The 13,279-nt window shown below is 69.7% G+C and carries 11 protein-coding genes; 9 read left to right on the plus strand and 2 right to left on the minus strand.

Features of this window, described 5'->3' with window-relative positions:
- Positions 1-2: 2 nt before the first annotated feature.
- Positions 3-998: a Bug family tripartite tricarboxylate transporter substrate binding protein gene (locus ACTJLF_RS04755; RefSeq protein ID WP_126184575.1), complete on the minus strand. Its 996-nt coding sequence runs from the start codon at positions 996-998 to the stop codon at positions 3-5.
- Between the two features lie 114 nt (positions 999-1,112).
- Here ACTJLF_RS04755 and ACTJLF_RS04760 point away from each other — a divergent pair, with 114 nt between their 5' ends.
- On the plus strand, positions 1,113-2,009 hold the full coding sequence (locus ACTJLF_RS04760; protein WP_260310855.1) for a MurR/RpiR family transcriptional regulator: 897 nt from the start codon (positions 1,113-1,115) through the stop codon (positions 2,007-2,009).
- On the opposite strand, the gene ACTJLF_RS04765 is transcribed toward ACTJLF_RS04760, so the two are convergent.
- Positions 1,998-2,894: a 4-hydroxyphenyl-beta-ketoacyl-CoA hydrolase gene (locus ACTJLF_RS04765; protein WP_019656126.1), complete on the minus strand. Its 897-nt coding sequence runs from the start codon at positions 2,892-2,894 to the stop codon at positions 1,998-2,000. The genes ACTJLF_RS04760 and ACTJLF_RS04765 overlap by 12 nt on opposite strands.
- A gap of 103 nt (positions 2,895-2,997) precedes the next feature.
- Here ACTJLF_RS04765 and ACTJLF_RS04770 point away from each other — a divergent pair, with 103 nt between their 5' ends.
- From ACTJLF_RS04770 to ACTJLF_RS04805, 8 genes are all read left to right on the plus strand, one after another.
- Positions 2,998-3,771, plus strand: a complete 774-nt coding sequence (locus ACTJLF_RS04770; protein ID WP_019656127.1) for a crotonase/enoyl-CoA hydratase family protein — start codon at positions 2,998-3,000, stop codon at positions 3,769-3,771.
- Positions 3,768-5,627 carry a feruloyl-CoA synthase gene (locus ACTJLF_RS04775; RefSeq protein ID WP_440882602.1) on the plus strand — a complete coding sequence of 620 codons (1,860 nt, stop codon included), beginning with the start codon at positions 3,768-3,770 and terminating at the stop codon, positions 5,625-5,627. The genes ACTJLF_RS04770 and ACTJLF_RS04775 overlap by 4 nt, the downstream gene beginning before the upstream one ends.
- 42 nt (positions 5,628-5,669) lie before the next feature.
- Entirely contained in the window at positions 5,670-6,446 is a 777-nt protein-coding gene (locus ACTJLF_RS04780) for an SDR family NAD(P)-dependent oxidoreductase (protein WP_440882603.1), read from the plus strand.
- Positions 6,447-6,504: 58 nt separating this feature from the next.
- Positions 6,505-7,641, plus strand: a complete 1,137-nt coding sequence (locus tag ACTJLF_RS04785; protein ID WP_019656130.1) for an ABC transporter substrate-binding protein — start codon at positions 6,505-6,507, stop codon at positions 7,639-7,641.
- Positions 7,642-7,685: 44 nt separating this feature from the next.
- The gene (locus ACTJLF_RS04790) at positions 7,686-8,726 is read left to right on the plus strand and encodes a branched-chain amino acid ABC transporter permease (protein ID WP_019656131.1); all 1,041 of its coding nucleotides are present in this window, start codon (positions 7,686-7,688) and stop codon (positions 8,724-8,726) included.
- Positions 8,727-8,888: 162 nt separating this feature from the next.
- Positions 8,889-10,700 (plus strand): branched-chain amino acid ABC transporter ATP-binding protein/permease, encoded by a 1,812-nt coding sequence (locus tag ACTJLF_RS04795; protein WP_440882604.1) that lies wholly within the window; start codon positions 8,889-8,891, stop codon positions 10,698-10,700.
- 1 nt (position 10,701) lies between these two features.
- The gene (locus ACTJLF_RS04800; RefSeq protein ID WP_019656133.1) at positions 10,702-11,436 is read left to right on the plus strand and encodes an ABC transporter ATP-binding protein; all 735 of its coding nucleotides are present in this window, start codon (positions 10,702-10,704) and stop codon (positions 11,434-11,436) included.
- An 84-nt stretch (positions 11,437-11,520) separates the two neighbouring features.
- Complete coding sequence (locus ACTJLF_RS04805) at positions 11,521-13,266, plus strand: tannase/feruloyl esterase family alpha/beta hydrolase (RefSeq protein ID WP_440882605.1); 1,746 nt, start codon at positions 11,521-11,523, stop codon at positions 13,264-13,266.
- The last annotated feature ends 13 nt before the right edge of the window (positions 13,267-13,279 follow it).

A 13,279-nucleotide genomic window follows, 5' to 3' on the forward strand; every position in this document is an offset into this window, starting at 1 on the left:
GCTCATTCCCCGCGGATGCCGGCTCGCCGGACCAGGTCGCCGTAGACCGCGAGGCGCTCCGACATCATGGCGGTGAACTGCTCGGGCGACTGCACCTCGGGCGGCAATGCGCCGCGCGACTGCAGCGCCTCGGCCATCGAGGGCTGGTCGGCCACCGAGCGCACCGCCTTGTGCAGCGTCGCGACGATCTCCGGCGGCGTCCTGGCAGGCGCGGCGATGCCGATCCACGAGGTGGTGTTGAGCACCGGATGGCCCAGCTCCGCGAAGGTCGGGATGTCGGGCAGCGCCGCCACGCGCGCGGGCGCGGCCACGGCCAGCGCGCGCAGCTTGCCGGACTGGATCAGCGGCAGGAAGGGCGCGAGGTTGTCGAGGCCGAACTGCACTTCGTTCGAGATCAGCGCGGTGACCAGCGGGCCGCCGCCCCGATAGGGCACGTGCGTCGCGTTGAGCTGCAGCTGCGACTTCATCAGCTCCACGTTGAGCTGCCCCATGCTGCCGGGGCCCGCGCTGCAGAAGTTGAGCTCGCCGGGACGCGACTTCACCAGCGCGACGAACTCCTTGAAGTTCTTCGCAGGCACCGCCGGGTTGACCAGCAGCACGTTGATCGAGCGCGAGAGCTGGCTGATCGACGCGAAGTCCTTGATCGGGTCGTAGCCCGGATTGGGCTGGGTCAGGGGATTGGCCAGGTGCGAGCTCTGCGACGACGCGACCAGCGTATAGCCATCGGGCTTGGCGCGCGCCACCTGTGCGCTGGCGATGGAGCCGCCGGCACCCGCGCGGTTGTCGATGACGACAGGCGTGCCCAGCGCCTTCGCGAGCGGATCGGCGTAGAGCCGCGCGATCAGGTCCACCGAGCCGCCCGGCGGGAACGGCACCACCAGCGTGACCGGCCGCGAGGGCCAGGCCTGCGCGTGCGCCGCCAGCGGCAGCACCGACGCGAGGCCGGCAGCGAGGAGCTCGCGGCGGCGCAGTGCCGCGGCGGTGAAGAGGGGTTCCATGGGCGTCCTGTCGTGCAATAGAAAGTGCGCGCATTGTTGCAAGACGATTTAATTTTTGCAATGACCATTGCAAAATCAGGTGCAACCCGGCTGCGCATGCAGAATGCCCCGACCATGAATCTGAACCAACGCATCGCGGGCTACGGCAGGAAGCTCACCAGGAGCGAGCAGCGCCTGATCGACGAACTGCAGACGCGCTACCCCCAGGGCCTTCTCGAATCTGCAACGAGTCTTGCAAAGAAGGTGGGCACCAGCGCCTCCACCGTGGTGCGGCTGCTGGCCAAGCTGGGTTATCCCAGCTATGCCGATGCGCAGATCGAGGCGCGCTCGGAGGTCACCGCGCGGCTGTCGTCACCGGCCACGCGCGCGGACGCCGTCATCGCCGACGACACGTCCGTGCGCACCTGCCTTGCCAACGCGCTGCTGCACGACCAGCACAACCTGGCCTCGACCTTCGCGGCGCTCGACGTCGCGGCCTTCGAGGGTGCCGTGCGGATGCTCACGCAGCGCAAGGCGCGCGTGCACGTGACCGGCCAGCGGCATGCCGCCGCGCTGGCCGGCCATCTGACGCTGCACCTGAACATGTGCCTGCCAGACGTCCGCCCGATGAACGGCGGCGGCCCGCTGCTCATGGAAGACCAGTTGCTGTGGATCGGCGAGCACGACGTGCTGCTGGCCCTGACGTTCAGGCGCCACGGGCTCGCCACCGCGCGCGCGGCCAGGTACTTCAGGGAAAAGGGCGCCAAGGTCATCGTCATCACCGACGGCCCCTCGGTCGCTGCGGCCTCGGCGGCCGATCACGTGATGCTGGTGCGCACCTCGAGTGCGTCGCCCTTCGACTCGTACACGGCGGCGCTCTCGCTGTGCAACGCGCTGGTCACCGCGGTCGTGCAGCGGCGCAAGAAGGAACTGGGCGCCGCGCTCGAACGCGGCGACGCCCTGTGGGAGCAGCACTGGAACGACTCGGCCGCACAGGCCGGCCGTTCGCGCAAGGCGGCTTCAGCCGGCTGATGCCGCGGGTGCGGCCGGCGCGGCATCCAGCCGCAGGAGCCGCATCGCGTTGCCCTTGAGGATGCCGGGCATCACCTCCGGCTTGAAGCCCGCGTTCTCGAAGTCGCGCATCCAGCGGTCGGGCGTGATGAGCGGGTAGTCGCTGCCGAAGAGCACGCGGTCCTTCAGCAGCGTGTTGGCGTACTGCACGAGCTGCTTCGGGAAGTACTTGGGGCTCCAGCCCGACAGGTCGATCCACACGTTGGGCTTGTGCGTGGCCACGCTCAGCGCCTCGTCCTGCCAGGGGAAGCTGGGGTGGGCCATGACGATCTGCATGTCGGGGAAGTCGATGGCCACGTCGTCCAGGTGCATCGGGTTGCTGTATTCGAGCCGAAGACCGCCGCCGCAGCGCATGCCCGAGCCGATGCCGCTGTGGCCGGTGTGGAAGATGGCCGGCAGCCCGTATTCGGCGATCACCTCGTAGATGGGCCAGGCCATGCGGTCGTAGGGGTGGTAGCCCTGCACCGTGGGATGGAACTTGAAGCCCTTCACGCCGTGCTCCTCGATGAGCCTGCGCGCCTCGCGCGCACCCATCTTGCCCTTGTGCGGATCGACGCTGCCGAAGGCGATCATGATGTCGCTGTTGTTCCTTGCGGCCTCGGCGATCTCCTCGTTCGGGATGCGGCGGCGGCCCATGTTCGATTCGGCATCGACCATGAACATCACCAGGCCGATCTTTCTTTCGCGGTAGTACGCGACGCTCTCCGCAATGGTGGGCCGGCCGCTGGAGCCGAAGTACTTGTCGGCCGCGCGGTCGTATTCCTCGCCGTAGTTGTCGAACGGGTTCCAGCAGCTGACTTCTGCGTGGGTGTGGATGTCGATCGCGATCAGGTTCTGATGGTCCATGTCTTGTCTCCGGTACGGGTAAGTCCCTAGGTCTCTGGGGCTCCAAATTCCTTGAATTGATTATTTCCCATAACCATAATTCGACGCAACCCCGGACCCCATCATGACCAATCCAGACCTCCAACTCGACATCCGCGACGAAGTCGCCATCGTCCGCCTCACGCGCGGCTCCAAGCGCAACGCGCTGTCCGACGGACTGATCCTCGCGCTGCGCGACACCTTCGAGAAGCTGCCGTCCAGCGTGCGCGCAGCGGTGATCGACGGCGAGGGCCCGCACTTCTGCGCCGGCCTCGACCTGAGCGAGCTGAAGGAGCGCGACGCCGGCCAGGGCATGCAGCACTCGCGCATGTGGCACGCCGCGCTCGACCTGATCCAGCACGGCCCGGTGCCGGTGATCGCAGCGCTGCACGGCGCGGTGGTCGGCGGCGGGCTCGAGCTGGCCAGCGCCTGCCACATCCGCGTGGCCGACCGCACCACCTTCTACGCGCTGCCCGAAGGCTCGCGCGGCATCTTCGTGGGCGGCGGCGGCTCGGTGCGCATCCCCAAGCTGATCGGCGTGGCCCGCATGACCGACATGATGATGACCGGCCGCGTCTACAACGCCGAGGACGGCGAGCGCGCCAACTTCGCGCAGTACCTCGTCGACGAGGGCCAGGCCTTCGACAAGGCCTTCGAGCTCGCCAAGCGCGTGGCCACCAACGCGCCGCTCACCAACTACGCGCTGATGCACGCCCTGCCGCGCATCGCCGAGCAGTCGGCCGATCACGGCTTCTTCACCGAGGCGCTGATCTCCGGCATCACGCAGGCCGCGCCCGAAGCCAAGCAGCGCGTGCGCGACTTCCTCGAAGGACGCGGCGCGAAAGTGAGCAAGGGATGAGCACCCCCGCCGTCCGCTACCGCCCGCTGGTCTTCGGCGTCACCCGCGCGGTGCTGCGCGACGGCGCGCCGGGCACGCAATACCTGAGCGCCGAGACGCCGCTCGCCCCCTATCGCGAGCGCATGACCGACCGCCTCGCCTACTGGGCCGAGCGCGAGCCCGATCGCACCTTCATCGCCCGCCGCGAACGGCTGGCCGACGGCAGCACCGGCGAATGGCTGCGCGTGAGCTACGCGCAGGCGCTCGAAGAAGCACGCGGCATCGGACAGGCCCTGCTGGACCGCGGCCTGAGCGCCGACCGCCCGGTCGCGATCCTCAGCGAGAACGGCATCGAGCATGCGCTGATGGCGCTGGGCTGCCTTTACACCGGCGTGCCCTACTGCCCCGTGTCGCCGCCCTACTCCCTGGTGAGCCAGGATTTCGAGAAGCTGCGCCACGTCTTCGACACGCTCACGCCCGGCCTCGTGTTCGCGAGCGACGCGGCGCGTTTCGCCAGGGCCATCACGGCGGTCGTGCCCGCCGGCACCGAGGTCGTGCTGGCCGACGGCCGGCTCGACGACCGGCCGGTCACGCCGTTCAGCGCCCTCGCCTCCACGCCTGCCACGCCCGCCATCGACGCGGCGATGCGCGCCACCGGCCCCGACACCATCACCAAGTTCCTCTTCACCTCGGGCTCGACCAAGATGCCCAAGGCCGTGATCAACACGCACCGCATGTGGTGCGCCAACCAGCAGCAGCTGCGCCAGTCGATCCCCGCACTGGGCGACGAGCCGCCCGTGCTGGTCGACTGGCTGCCCTGGAACCACACTTTCGGCGGCAACCACAACGTGGGCATCGTGCTGGACAACGGCGGCACGCTCTACATCGACGACGGCAAGCCCACGCCCGCCGGCATGGCCGAGACGCTGCGCAACCTGCGCGAGATCGCGCCCACCATCTACTTCAACGTACCCACCGGCTTCGAGGCCATCGCGCAGGCCATGGAAACCGACCCGGTGCTGCGCGGCAACCTGCTGTCGCGCGTGAAGATGTTCTTCTATTCGGGCGCGGCGCTCTCGCAGCCGGTGTGGGACAGCCTGCACCGCACGCAGGAGGCCGAAGTGGGCGAGCGCATCGTCATGGGCACCGGCCTGGGCATGACCGAGTCGGGCCCCTTCGCGCTGTACGTGACCGGGCCCGACGTGAAGTCGGGCGACGTGGGCCTGCCCGCGCCGGGCATCGAGCTCAAGCTGATCGAGGTCGACGGCAAGACCGAGGTGCGCTACCGCGGCCCCAACATCACGCCAGGCTACTGGCGCGCGCCCGAGGCCACGGCCGAGGCCTTCGACGAGGAAGGCTTCTTCTCCACCGGCGACGCGGTGAAGTGGATCGACGAGGGCAACATCCACCGCGGCCTGCGCTTCGACGGCCGCATCGCCGAAGACTTCAAGCTCGCCACCGGCACCTTCGTGAGCGTGGGCCCGATGCGCGCGAAGATCATCGCGGCCGGCGCGCCCTATGTGCAGGACGCGGTGCTGACCGGCATCAACCTGAAGGAAGTGGGCGCGCTCATCTTCCCGACGCAGAAGGTGCGCGAGCTCGCCGGCCTGCCGGCCGACGCCACCATGCGCGAGGTGCTCGAGAGCGGGCCCGTGCAGGCGCACTTCCAGCAGGTGGTCGACACGCTGGCCGCCGGCGCCACCGGCAGCGCCAACCGCATCGCGCGGCTGCACCTGATGGCCGAGCCGCCGTCCATCGACAAGGGCGAGGTCACCGACAAGGGCTCCATCAACCAGCGTTCCGTGCTCAAGCACCGCGCCGCGCTGGCCGAGGCGATGCACGACGGCAGCCTGCCCTTCACCCTGAAGCCCCGCTGAGCCTTTTCCCCACCTTTCTGGACATTCCTGGAGACGAGACAAATGAAGATCGAAGGACAAGCAGCACTGGTCACGGGCGGCGCATCGGGCCTGGGCGAAGCCACCGCGCGCGAGCTCGCGCGGCTGGGCGCGAGGGTCGCCGTGCTCGACCGCAATGCCGAACTGGCCGCGAAGGTGGCCTCCGAGATCGGCGGCATCGCGTGCGTCTGCGACATCACCGACACCGACAGCGTGAACGCCGCGCTCGACAAGGCCGAGGCCGCCCACGGCACCGCCCGCATCCTGATGAACGTGGCCGGCATCGGCAGCGCCAAGCGCATCGTCGGCAAGGACGGCAATCCCGCGCCGCTCGAAGACTTCGTGCGCGTGGTCAACATCAACCTGATCGGCGGCTACAACATGGCGCGCCTGTTCGCCGCGCGCTGCGCGAAGCTGCCGGCGCTCGACAGTGGCGATGAAAAAGGCGAGAAGGGCGTGATGCTCTTCACCGCCTCGGTCGCCGCCTTCGACGGCCAGGTGGGCCAGCAGGCCTACAGCGCCTCCAAGGGCGGCCTGGTGGGCATGACGCTGCCGATGGCGCGCGACCTCGCGCAACACGCCATCCGCGTATGCACCGTGGCGCCGGGCCTCTTCGCCACCCCGCTGCTGCTGGAGCTTCCCGAGGCGGTGCAGCACTCGCTGGCCGCGTCCATCCCCTTCCCGCCGCGGCTGGGCAAGCCCTCGGAGTTCGCCGAGCTGGCCTGCCACATCGTTACCAACGGCCACCTCAACGGCGAGGTGATCCGCCTCGACGGCGCGCTGCGCATGGCGCCGCGCTGAGGCCCCTTCCCTTTTCGCGTTCGTTCCGCCCGCTTCACAACGTACCCAGGAGACACCGATGACCTTCAAGAAGACCACCCTCGCCGCCGTGCTGGCGCTCATGGCCATGGGCCTCGCCCATGCCGACATCACCGTGGGCGTGGTGCAGCCGCTCACCGGCCCGGCCTCGGGCCTGGGCATTCCAGTGAAGAACGGCATCGCCATCTGGCCGAAGACCATCGCGGGCGAAACGCTCAAGGTGGTGGTGCTCGACGACGCCACCGACCCGACCACCGGCGTGAAGGACGCGCAGCGCCTGGTCACCGAGGACAAGGCCGACATCATCATCGGCTCCAGCGCCACGCCCGTCGCGATCCCGATGGCCGACGTGACGGCCGAGTCGGGCACGCCGCAGCTGTCGACCGCGCCGGCCGGGCTGCCGCCGGGCAAGGACAAATGGTTCTTCCGCCTGCCGCAGTCGAACGACGTGATGGCCTACGCGGTGGTCGCCCACATGAAGAAGCAGAACGTCAAGACGGTCGGCTTCCTCGGCTACACCGACGCCTACGGCGAACTGTGGCTCAAGGCGCTGACGGCCGAGGCCGCCAAGAACGGCATCAAGATCGTCGCCACCGAGCGCTTCGCGCGCGCCGACACCAGCGTGACCGGCCAGGTGCTCAAGCTCACTTCGGCCAACCCCGACGCGATCCTGATCGTGGCCTCGGGCAGCGGCGCCGGCATGCCGCAGAAGGCGGTGATGGAGCGCGGCTACAAGGGCAAGGTCTACCAGACGCACGCCGCCGCCACGCAGGACCTGATGCGCACCGCCGGCAAGGATGCCGAGGGCACCTTCGTGGTCTCGGGCCCCGCCACCGTGGCCGAGCAGCTGCCCGACAGCCATCCCTCGAAGGCCGCCGCCGTCGCCTTCGTGCAGGGCTACGAGAAGGCCTACGGCCCCGGCTCGCGCAACCAGTTCGCCGGCCATGCGGCCGACGCGCTCACGGTGCTCGAGAAGGCCGTGCCGGTTGCGCTCAAGAAAGCCAAGCCCGGCACGCCGGAGTTCCGCGCCGCGCTGCGCGACGCGCTCGAAGGCATGGGCCGCACCGTGCTCGCGCACGGCGTGCTGAACTGGACCGCGCAGGACCACTGGGGCTACACGACCGAGACCGGCGTGATGCTCAAGGTGGTGAACGGCGCGTTCAAGGTCGAGCAGTAATCCCCTCTTCTTCACATCCGCACCGCCAACATCGCGCATACGCCATGGATTTCTCGATCGCCAGCATCCTGACGCTGGACGGCCTCACCAATGGCGCGATCTATGCCCTGCTGGGCATGGGCATCGTGCTCGTCTTCACGGTGACCCGTGTCATCTTCATCCCGCAGGGCGAATTCGTGGCGTACGGCGCGCTGACGCTGGCGATCTTCCAGACCGGCAAGACGCCGGGCACGGTGTGGCTGCTGCTCATCCTGGCCGGCGTCGCGGCGCTGATGGACCTGGTCGTCACCTGGCGCCACGCCGGCAGCGCGGCCGCCGGGCTGAAGGCCGCGCTGCGCACCTTCGCGGCGCCGGCCGTCATCTGCGCGATCTCGGCCTGGGCCGGCCCGCGCAACCTGCCCATCGGCGTGCAGGCGCTGCTCACGGTGTTCATCGTCACGGCCTTCGGGCCGCTGGTGTACCGCGTGGCCTACCAGTCGCTGGCGGGCGCGAGCTCGCTGGTGCTGCTGATCGTCTCGGTGGGCGTGCACTTCGCGATGACCGGCCTGGGCCTGCTCTTCTTCGGCGCGGAGGGTTTCCGCAACCCGCCGTTCTGGGACGAGCGCATGGCGCTCGGGCCGCTCAACGTGAGCGGGCAGGCGCTCATCATCTTCGGCATGTCGGCCGCGCTGATCGTGCTGCTGTATCTGTTCTTCGAGCGCAGCCTCTACGGCAAGGCGCTGCGCGCCACGGCGGTGAACCGGCTGGGCGCGAGGCTCATGGGCATCTCGACCCAGGCGGCCGGGCAGCTCACCTTCGCGATGGCGGCGCTGATCGGCGCGCTCTCGGGGCTGCTGATCGGGCCGACCACCACGGTGTTCTACGACTCGGGTTTCCTCATCGGCCTGAAGGGCTTCGTGGCCGGAGTGATCGCGGGCCTGGCGAGCTACCCCGGCGCGCTGGTCGGCGCGCTGGCCGTGGGCGTGATCGAGGCCTTCGGCTCCTTCTGGGCCAGTTCGTTCAAGGAAGTGATCGTGTTCACCATCATCCTGCCGGTGCTGCTGTGGCGCTCGCTGAAGAGCGGCCATTCGGACGAGGAACATTGAAATGAAACTCTCCCAGGCTTCGCGCACTTCGTGTCGCTTCGCCAACCCCCTCGCTGGGTGCGACACCTGCGGCCCGGCAAAGCCGGTTCCGCGGCGTTCCCCGCATCGGCCGTGCCGCGTGGGTGGATCGTGTGCGATGCGCACCGTGAGGGGCATCTGAACATGGAAGCGCTCCTCAATTCCTCGACGGCCAGTGCGCCCGACAAGAGCGCGCTGCGCACCTGGGGCCCGCTGGCGCTGGTGCTGGTGCTCATCGCGCTGCCGCTGCTGCCGCTGCCCGACTTCTGGATCATCCAGCTCAACTACGTCGGCATCTACACGCTGCCTGTGCTGGGCCTGGTGCTGCTCACCGGCGTGGGCGGCCTCACCTCGTTCGGGCAGGCGGCCTTCGTGGGCATCGGCGCGTACACCACCGCCTATCTCACGGTGAATACCGGGCTGTCGCCCTGGGTCACGCTCTTCATCGGGCTGGCGCTCACGGGCGTCAGCGCGGCGATCATCGGCGCGATCACGCTGCGCATGTCGGGCCACTACCTGCCGCTGGCCACCATCGCCTGGGCGCTGTCGCTGTACTACCTCATGGGCAACCTGGAGGCGCTGGGCAAGTACGACGGCATCCTCGGCGTGAAGGGTCTCACGGTGTTCGGCTTCGAGATCGGCCAGCAGCGCATGTTCTATGCGGTGGTCTGGATCTTCGCGCTGCTCGCGGCCTTTGCCGTGATCCGCCTGCTCGACTCGCGCAGCGGCCGAGCCATCCGCGCGCTGGCCGGCGGCTCTCAGATGGCCGAGGCCATGGGCGTGAACACGCTGCGCTTCAAGATCGGCATCTTCGTGCTGGCGGCGCTCTTCGCATCGGTCTCGGGCTGGCTGTTCGCGCACTTCCAGCGCACGGTGAACCCGTCGCCATTCGGGCTGAAGATGGGCATCGAGTACCTGTTCATGGCGGTGCTCGGCGGAGCGGCGCACGTGTGGGGCGCGATCGCCGGCGCGGGTGTGGTCAAGCAGCTCGAAGACCAGCTGCAGGTGCTGCTGCCCAAGCTGATCGGCACGGCCGGCAGCTACGAGCTGATCGTCTTCGGCATCATGATCGTGCTGGTGCTCAAGTACCTGCCCGACGGGCTCTGGGCCTTCGTCGACCGCCGCCTGCCGCGTCCGCGCCGCGCGGTCGACTGGCACGATGCCGGCGACCTGCCGGCACGCGCCAGGCCGGCGGCTGGCGATGTGGTGCTCGACGTGCGCGCGATCCGAAAGACCTTCGGCGGCCTGGTGGCGGTGAACGACATCAGCTTCCAGACGCGCGCCGGCCAGATCGTCGGCCTGATCGGGCCGAACGGCGCGGGCAAGTCGACCACCTTCAACCTGATCACCGGCGTGCTCGGGCTCTCGGGCGGCGCGGTGAGCTTCCGCGGCGAGGCCATCGGCGGGCTGGGCGCGCGGCAGATCGCGCAGCGCGGCGTGTCGCGCACCTTCCAGCACGTGAAGATGGTGGCGGACATGACGGTACTGGAGAACGTGGCGCTGGGCGCCCACCTGCGCGGTCGCAGGGGCGCCGTCGCCGCCATGCTGCGCATCGACCGCGCCGAGGAGCGCGCGCTGTTCCGCGAGGCCGAGCGCCAGCTGCAGCGCGTGGGCATGGGCGCCTTGCTGCACGAGCTCGCAGGCAATCTCGCGATGGGCCAGCAGCGCCTGCTGGAGATCGCGCGCGCCCTGTGCGCCGACCCGGCCCTGCTGCTGCTCGACGAGCCCGCCGCCGGCCTGCGCCACAAGGAGAAGGAAGCGCTCGGCAAGGTGCTGCGCCAGCTGCGCGGCGAGGGCATGAGCATCCTGCTGGTCGAGCACGACATGGGACTGGTAATGGACATCTGCGACCACATCGTGGTGATGGAATTCGGCACGCACCTGATGGAGGGCACGCCCGCCGAGGTGCAGGCGAGCGACAAGGTGCGCGCGGCGTACCTGGGAACGGAACATTGACATGACGACACCCCTGCTTCGCATCCGCGACCTGCACGCCGGCTACGGCCGCGCCGAGGTGCTGCACGGCATCGACCTGCAGGCCGGCCAGGGCAGCGTGGTCACGGTGATCGGGCCGAACGGCGCGGGCAAGTCCACGCTGCTCAATGCGCTGATGGGCGTTCTGCCTTCCAAGGGCGTGATCGAGTTCAAGGGCCAGCCGGTCAACGGGCTGTCGCTCGAGGAGCGCGTGATGCTCGGGATCGCGCTGGTGCCAGAGAAGCGCGAGCTGTTCGGCACCATGCCGGTGGAAGACAACCTCGTGCTCGGCGCCTTCCGCCAGGTGCGGATGCGCAACCGCCAGTGGCGCGACCGCATCGACGAGGTCTACACGCTGTTCCCGCGCCTGAAGGAGCGCCGCGCGCAGCTGGCCGGCACGCTCTCGGGCGGCGAGCGGCAGATGCTGGCGGTGGGCCGCGCGCTGATGTCGCGTCCCACGCTGCTGATGCTCGACGAGCCCAGCCTCGGGCTGGCTCCGCTGGTGGTGCAGGAGATCTTCCGCACTGTGGAGGCCCTGCGCGCCACCGGGGTGACCATCCTGCTGGTGGAGCAGAACGCGCGCGCCGCGCTCGAGGTGGCGGACCACGGCTACGTGCTCGAGATGGGCAGCGTCAGCCTCGAAGGCGAGGCCAGGAAGCTGGCCGTCGACTCGCGCGTGATCGACACCTACCTAGGCGCCGCGAAGAAGGCCGCCTGAACCACGTCGCCTGAACCAAGCCGCAGAACCAGGCCGCCTGAACGAACGACAACGCCGCAATTGGCGCGGCAAGGAGACCACCGCATGAAGAAGCCCCAGCGCCGCTTCCACCCTGCCCTGTGCGCGACCGCGCTCGGCGCCGCAGCGCTGCTCGCGGCCTGCGCGAGCCGGTCCACCGCGCCGCCGGCCGCGCATGCGCCGCTGGCGGCCGCACGGCCGGGCACGCTGCAGTCCTGCACCGACCTCGCCGCCCGCGCGGTGCTGCCCGGCACCGTCTACACATCGGCCACCGAGGTGCCGGCCGGCACCGTCACGGTCGGCGGCGTCGCGATGGCGGCGCCCGCGCACTGCCTCGTGCAGGGCCGCATGAACGAGCGCACAAGCCCCGTCGACGGCCAGCGCTATGCCATCGGCTTCGAGATGCGGCTGCCGGTCGCCTGGAACGGCCGATTCTTCTACCAGGCCAACGGCGGGCTCGACGGCGTGGTGGTGCCCGCGCTCGGCGGCATCGGCGGCGGCGGACCGCGCAGCAGCGCGCTGCAGATGGGCTTCGCCGTCATCAGCTCCGACGCCGGCCACGCGGGCTCGATGGGCCCGCGCTTCGGGCTCGATCCGCAGGCGCGGCTGGACTACGGCTACAACGCCGTCGCGCAGCTCACGCCGATGGCCAAGAACCTGATCGCCAAGGCCTACGGCCGCGGCCCCGACCGCTCGTACATCGGCGGCTGCTCCAACGGCGGCCGGCACGCGATGGTGGCCGCCGTGCGCTCGGCCGGCCAGTACGACGGGGTGCTCGCGGGCGACCCCGGCTTCAACCTTCCGAAGGCGGCGGTGGCGCAGCTCTACGGCGCGCAGCAGTACGCAGCGGTGGCCAGCGCGAAGACGCCCGCCGGACAGCCCGACCTGCAGAGCGCCTTCACGCCCGCCGAGCTGAAGCTGGTGGCCGACAAGGTGCTGCAGCGCTGCGACGCGCTCGACGGCATCGCCGACGGCATCGTGTCGAACGTCAACGCCTGCCGCACGCGCTTCGACATCCAGCGCGACGTGCCGACCTGCGCCGCGGGCACGCGCGACGGCATGTGCCTGAGCGCGCCGCAGAAGAACGCGCTCGCCAACGTGTTCAAGGGCGCGCGCAACGGCGCGGGCCAGCCGATCTACAGCAGCTTCCCGTTCGATGCGGGCGTGAGCGGCGCCAACTGGCGCGAGTGGAAGTTCGCGAGCCCGCCGACGCGCGACGCGGGCGCGGTCGGCTTCATCTTCAGCACGCCCCCATTGGCCGAGCGGCCGCAGGGCCTGCCCTTCGCGCTGGGCTTCGACATGGACCGCGACGCCCCGCGCATCGCCGCCACCGACGGCGTGTTCCGCGAATCGGCGCTGTCGTTCATGACGCCGCCCGACGCAGCCAACCTGGGCGCACTGCGCGAGCGCGGCGGTCGCATGATCGTCTACCACGGCACCAGCGACCCGGTGTTCTCCTCCGACGACACGCAGGCCTGGTACGAGCGCGTGCAGGCCGCGAACGGCGGCGATGCCTCCTCGTTCGCGCGCTACTTCCCCGTGCCCGGCATGAACCATTGCGCGGGCGGCCCGGCCACCGACCAGTTCGACATGCTGAGCGCGCTGGTCGACTGGGTCGAGCAGGGCAAGGCGCCCGCGTCCGTCACCGCCGCGGCGCGCGGCGCGGGCACGCCGGTGCCCAACGCCGAAGTGCCCGCAGGCTGGGCCGCTCAACGCACGCGGCCTCTGTGCCCCTACCCCCAGGTCGCCACCTACACCGGCGGCGACACCGAGCGCGCGGGCAGCTTCGCGTGCAAGCTGCCGACACCCTGATATCTAGTTAGCT

The sequence above is a fragment of the Variovorax sp. 22077 genome (genome assembly GCF_052044195.1).
Classification (GTDB): Bacteria; Pseudomonadota; Gammaproteobacteria; order Burkholderiales; family Burkholderiaceae_C; genus Variovorax; species Variovorax atrisoli.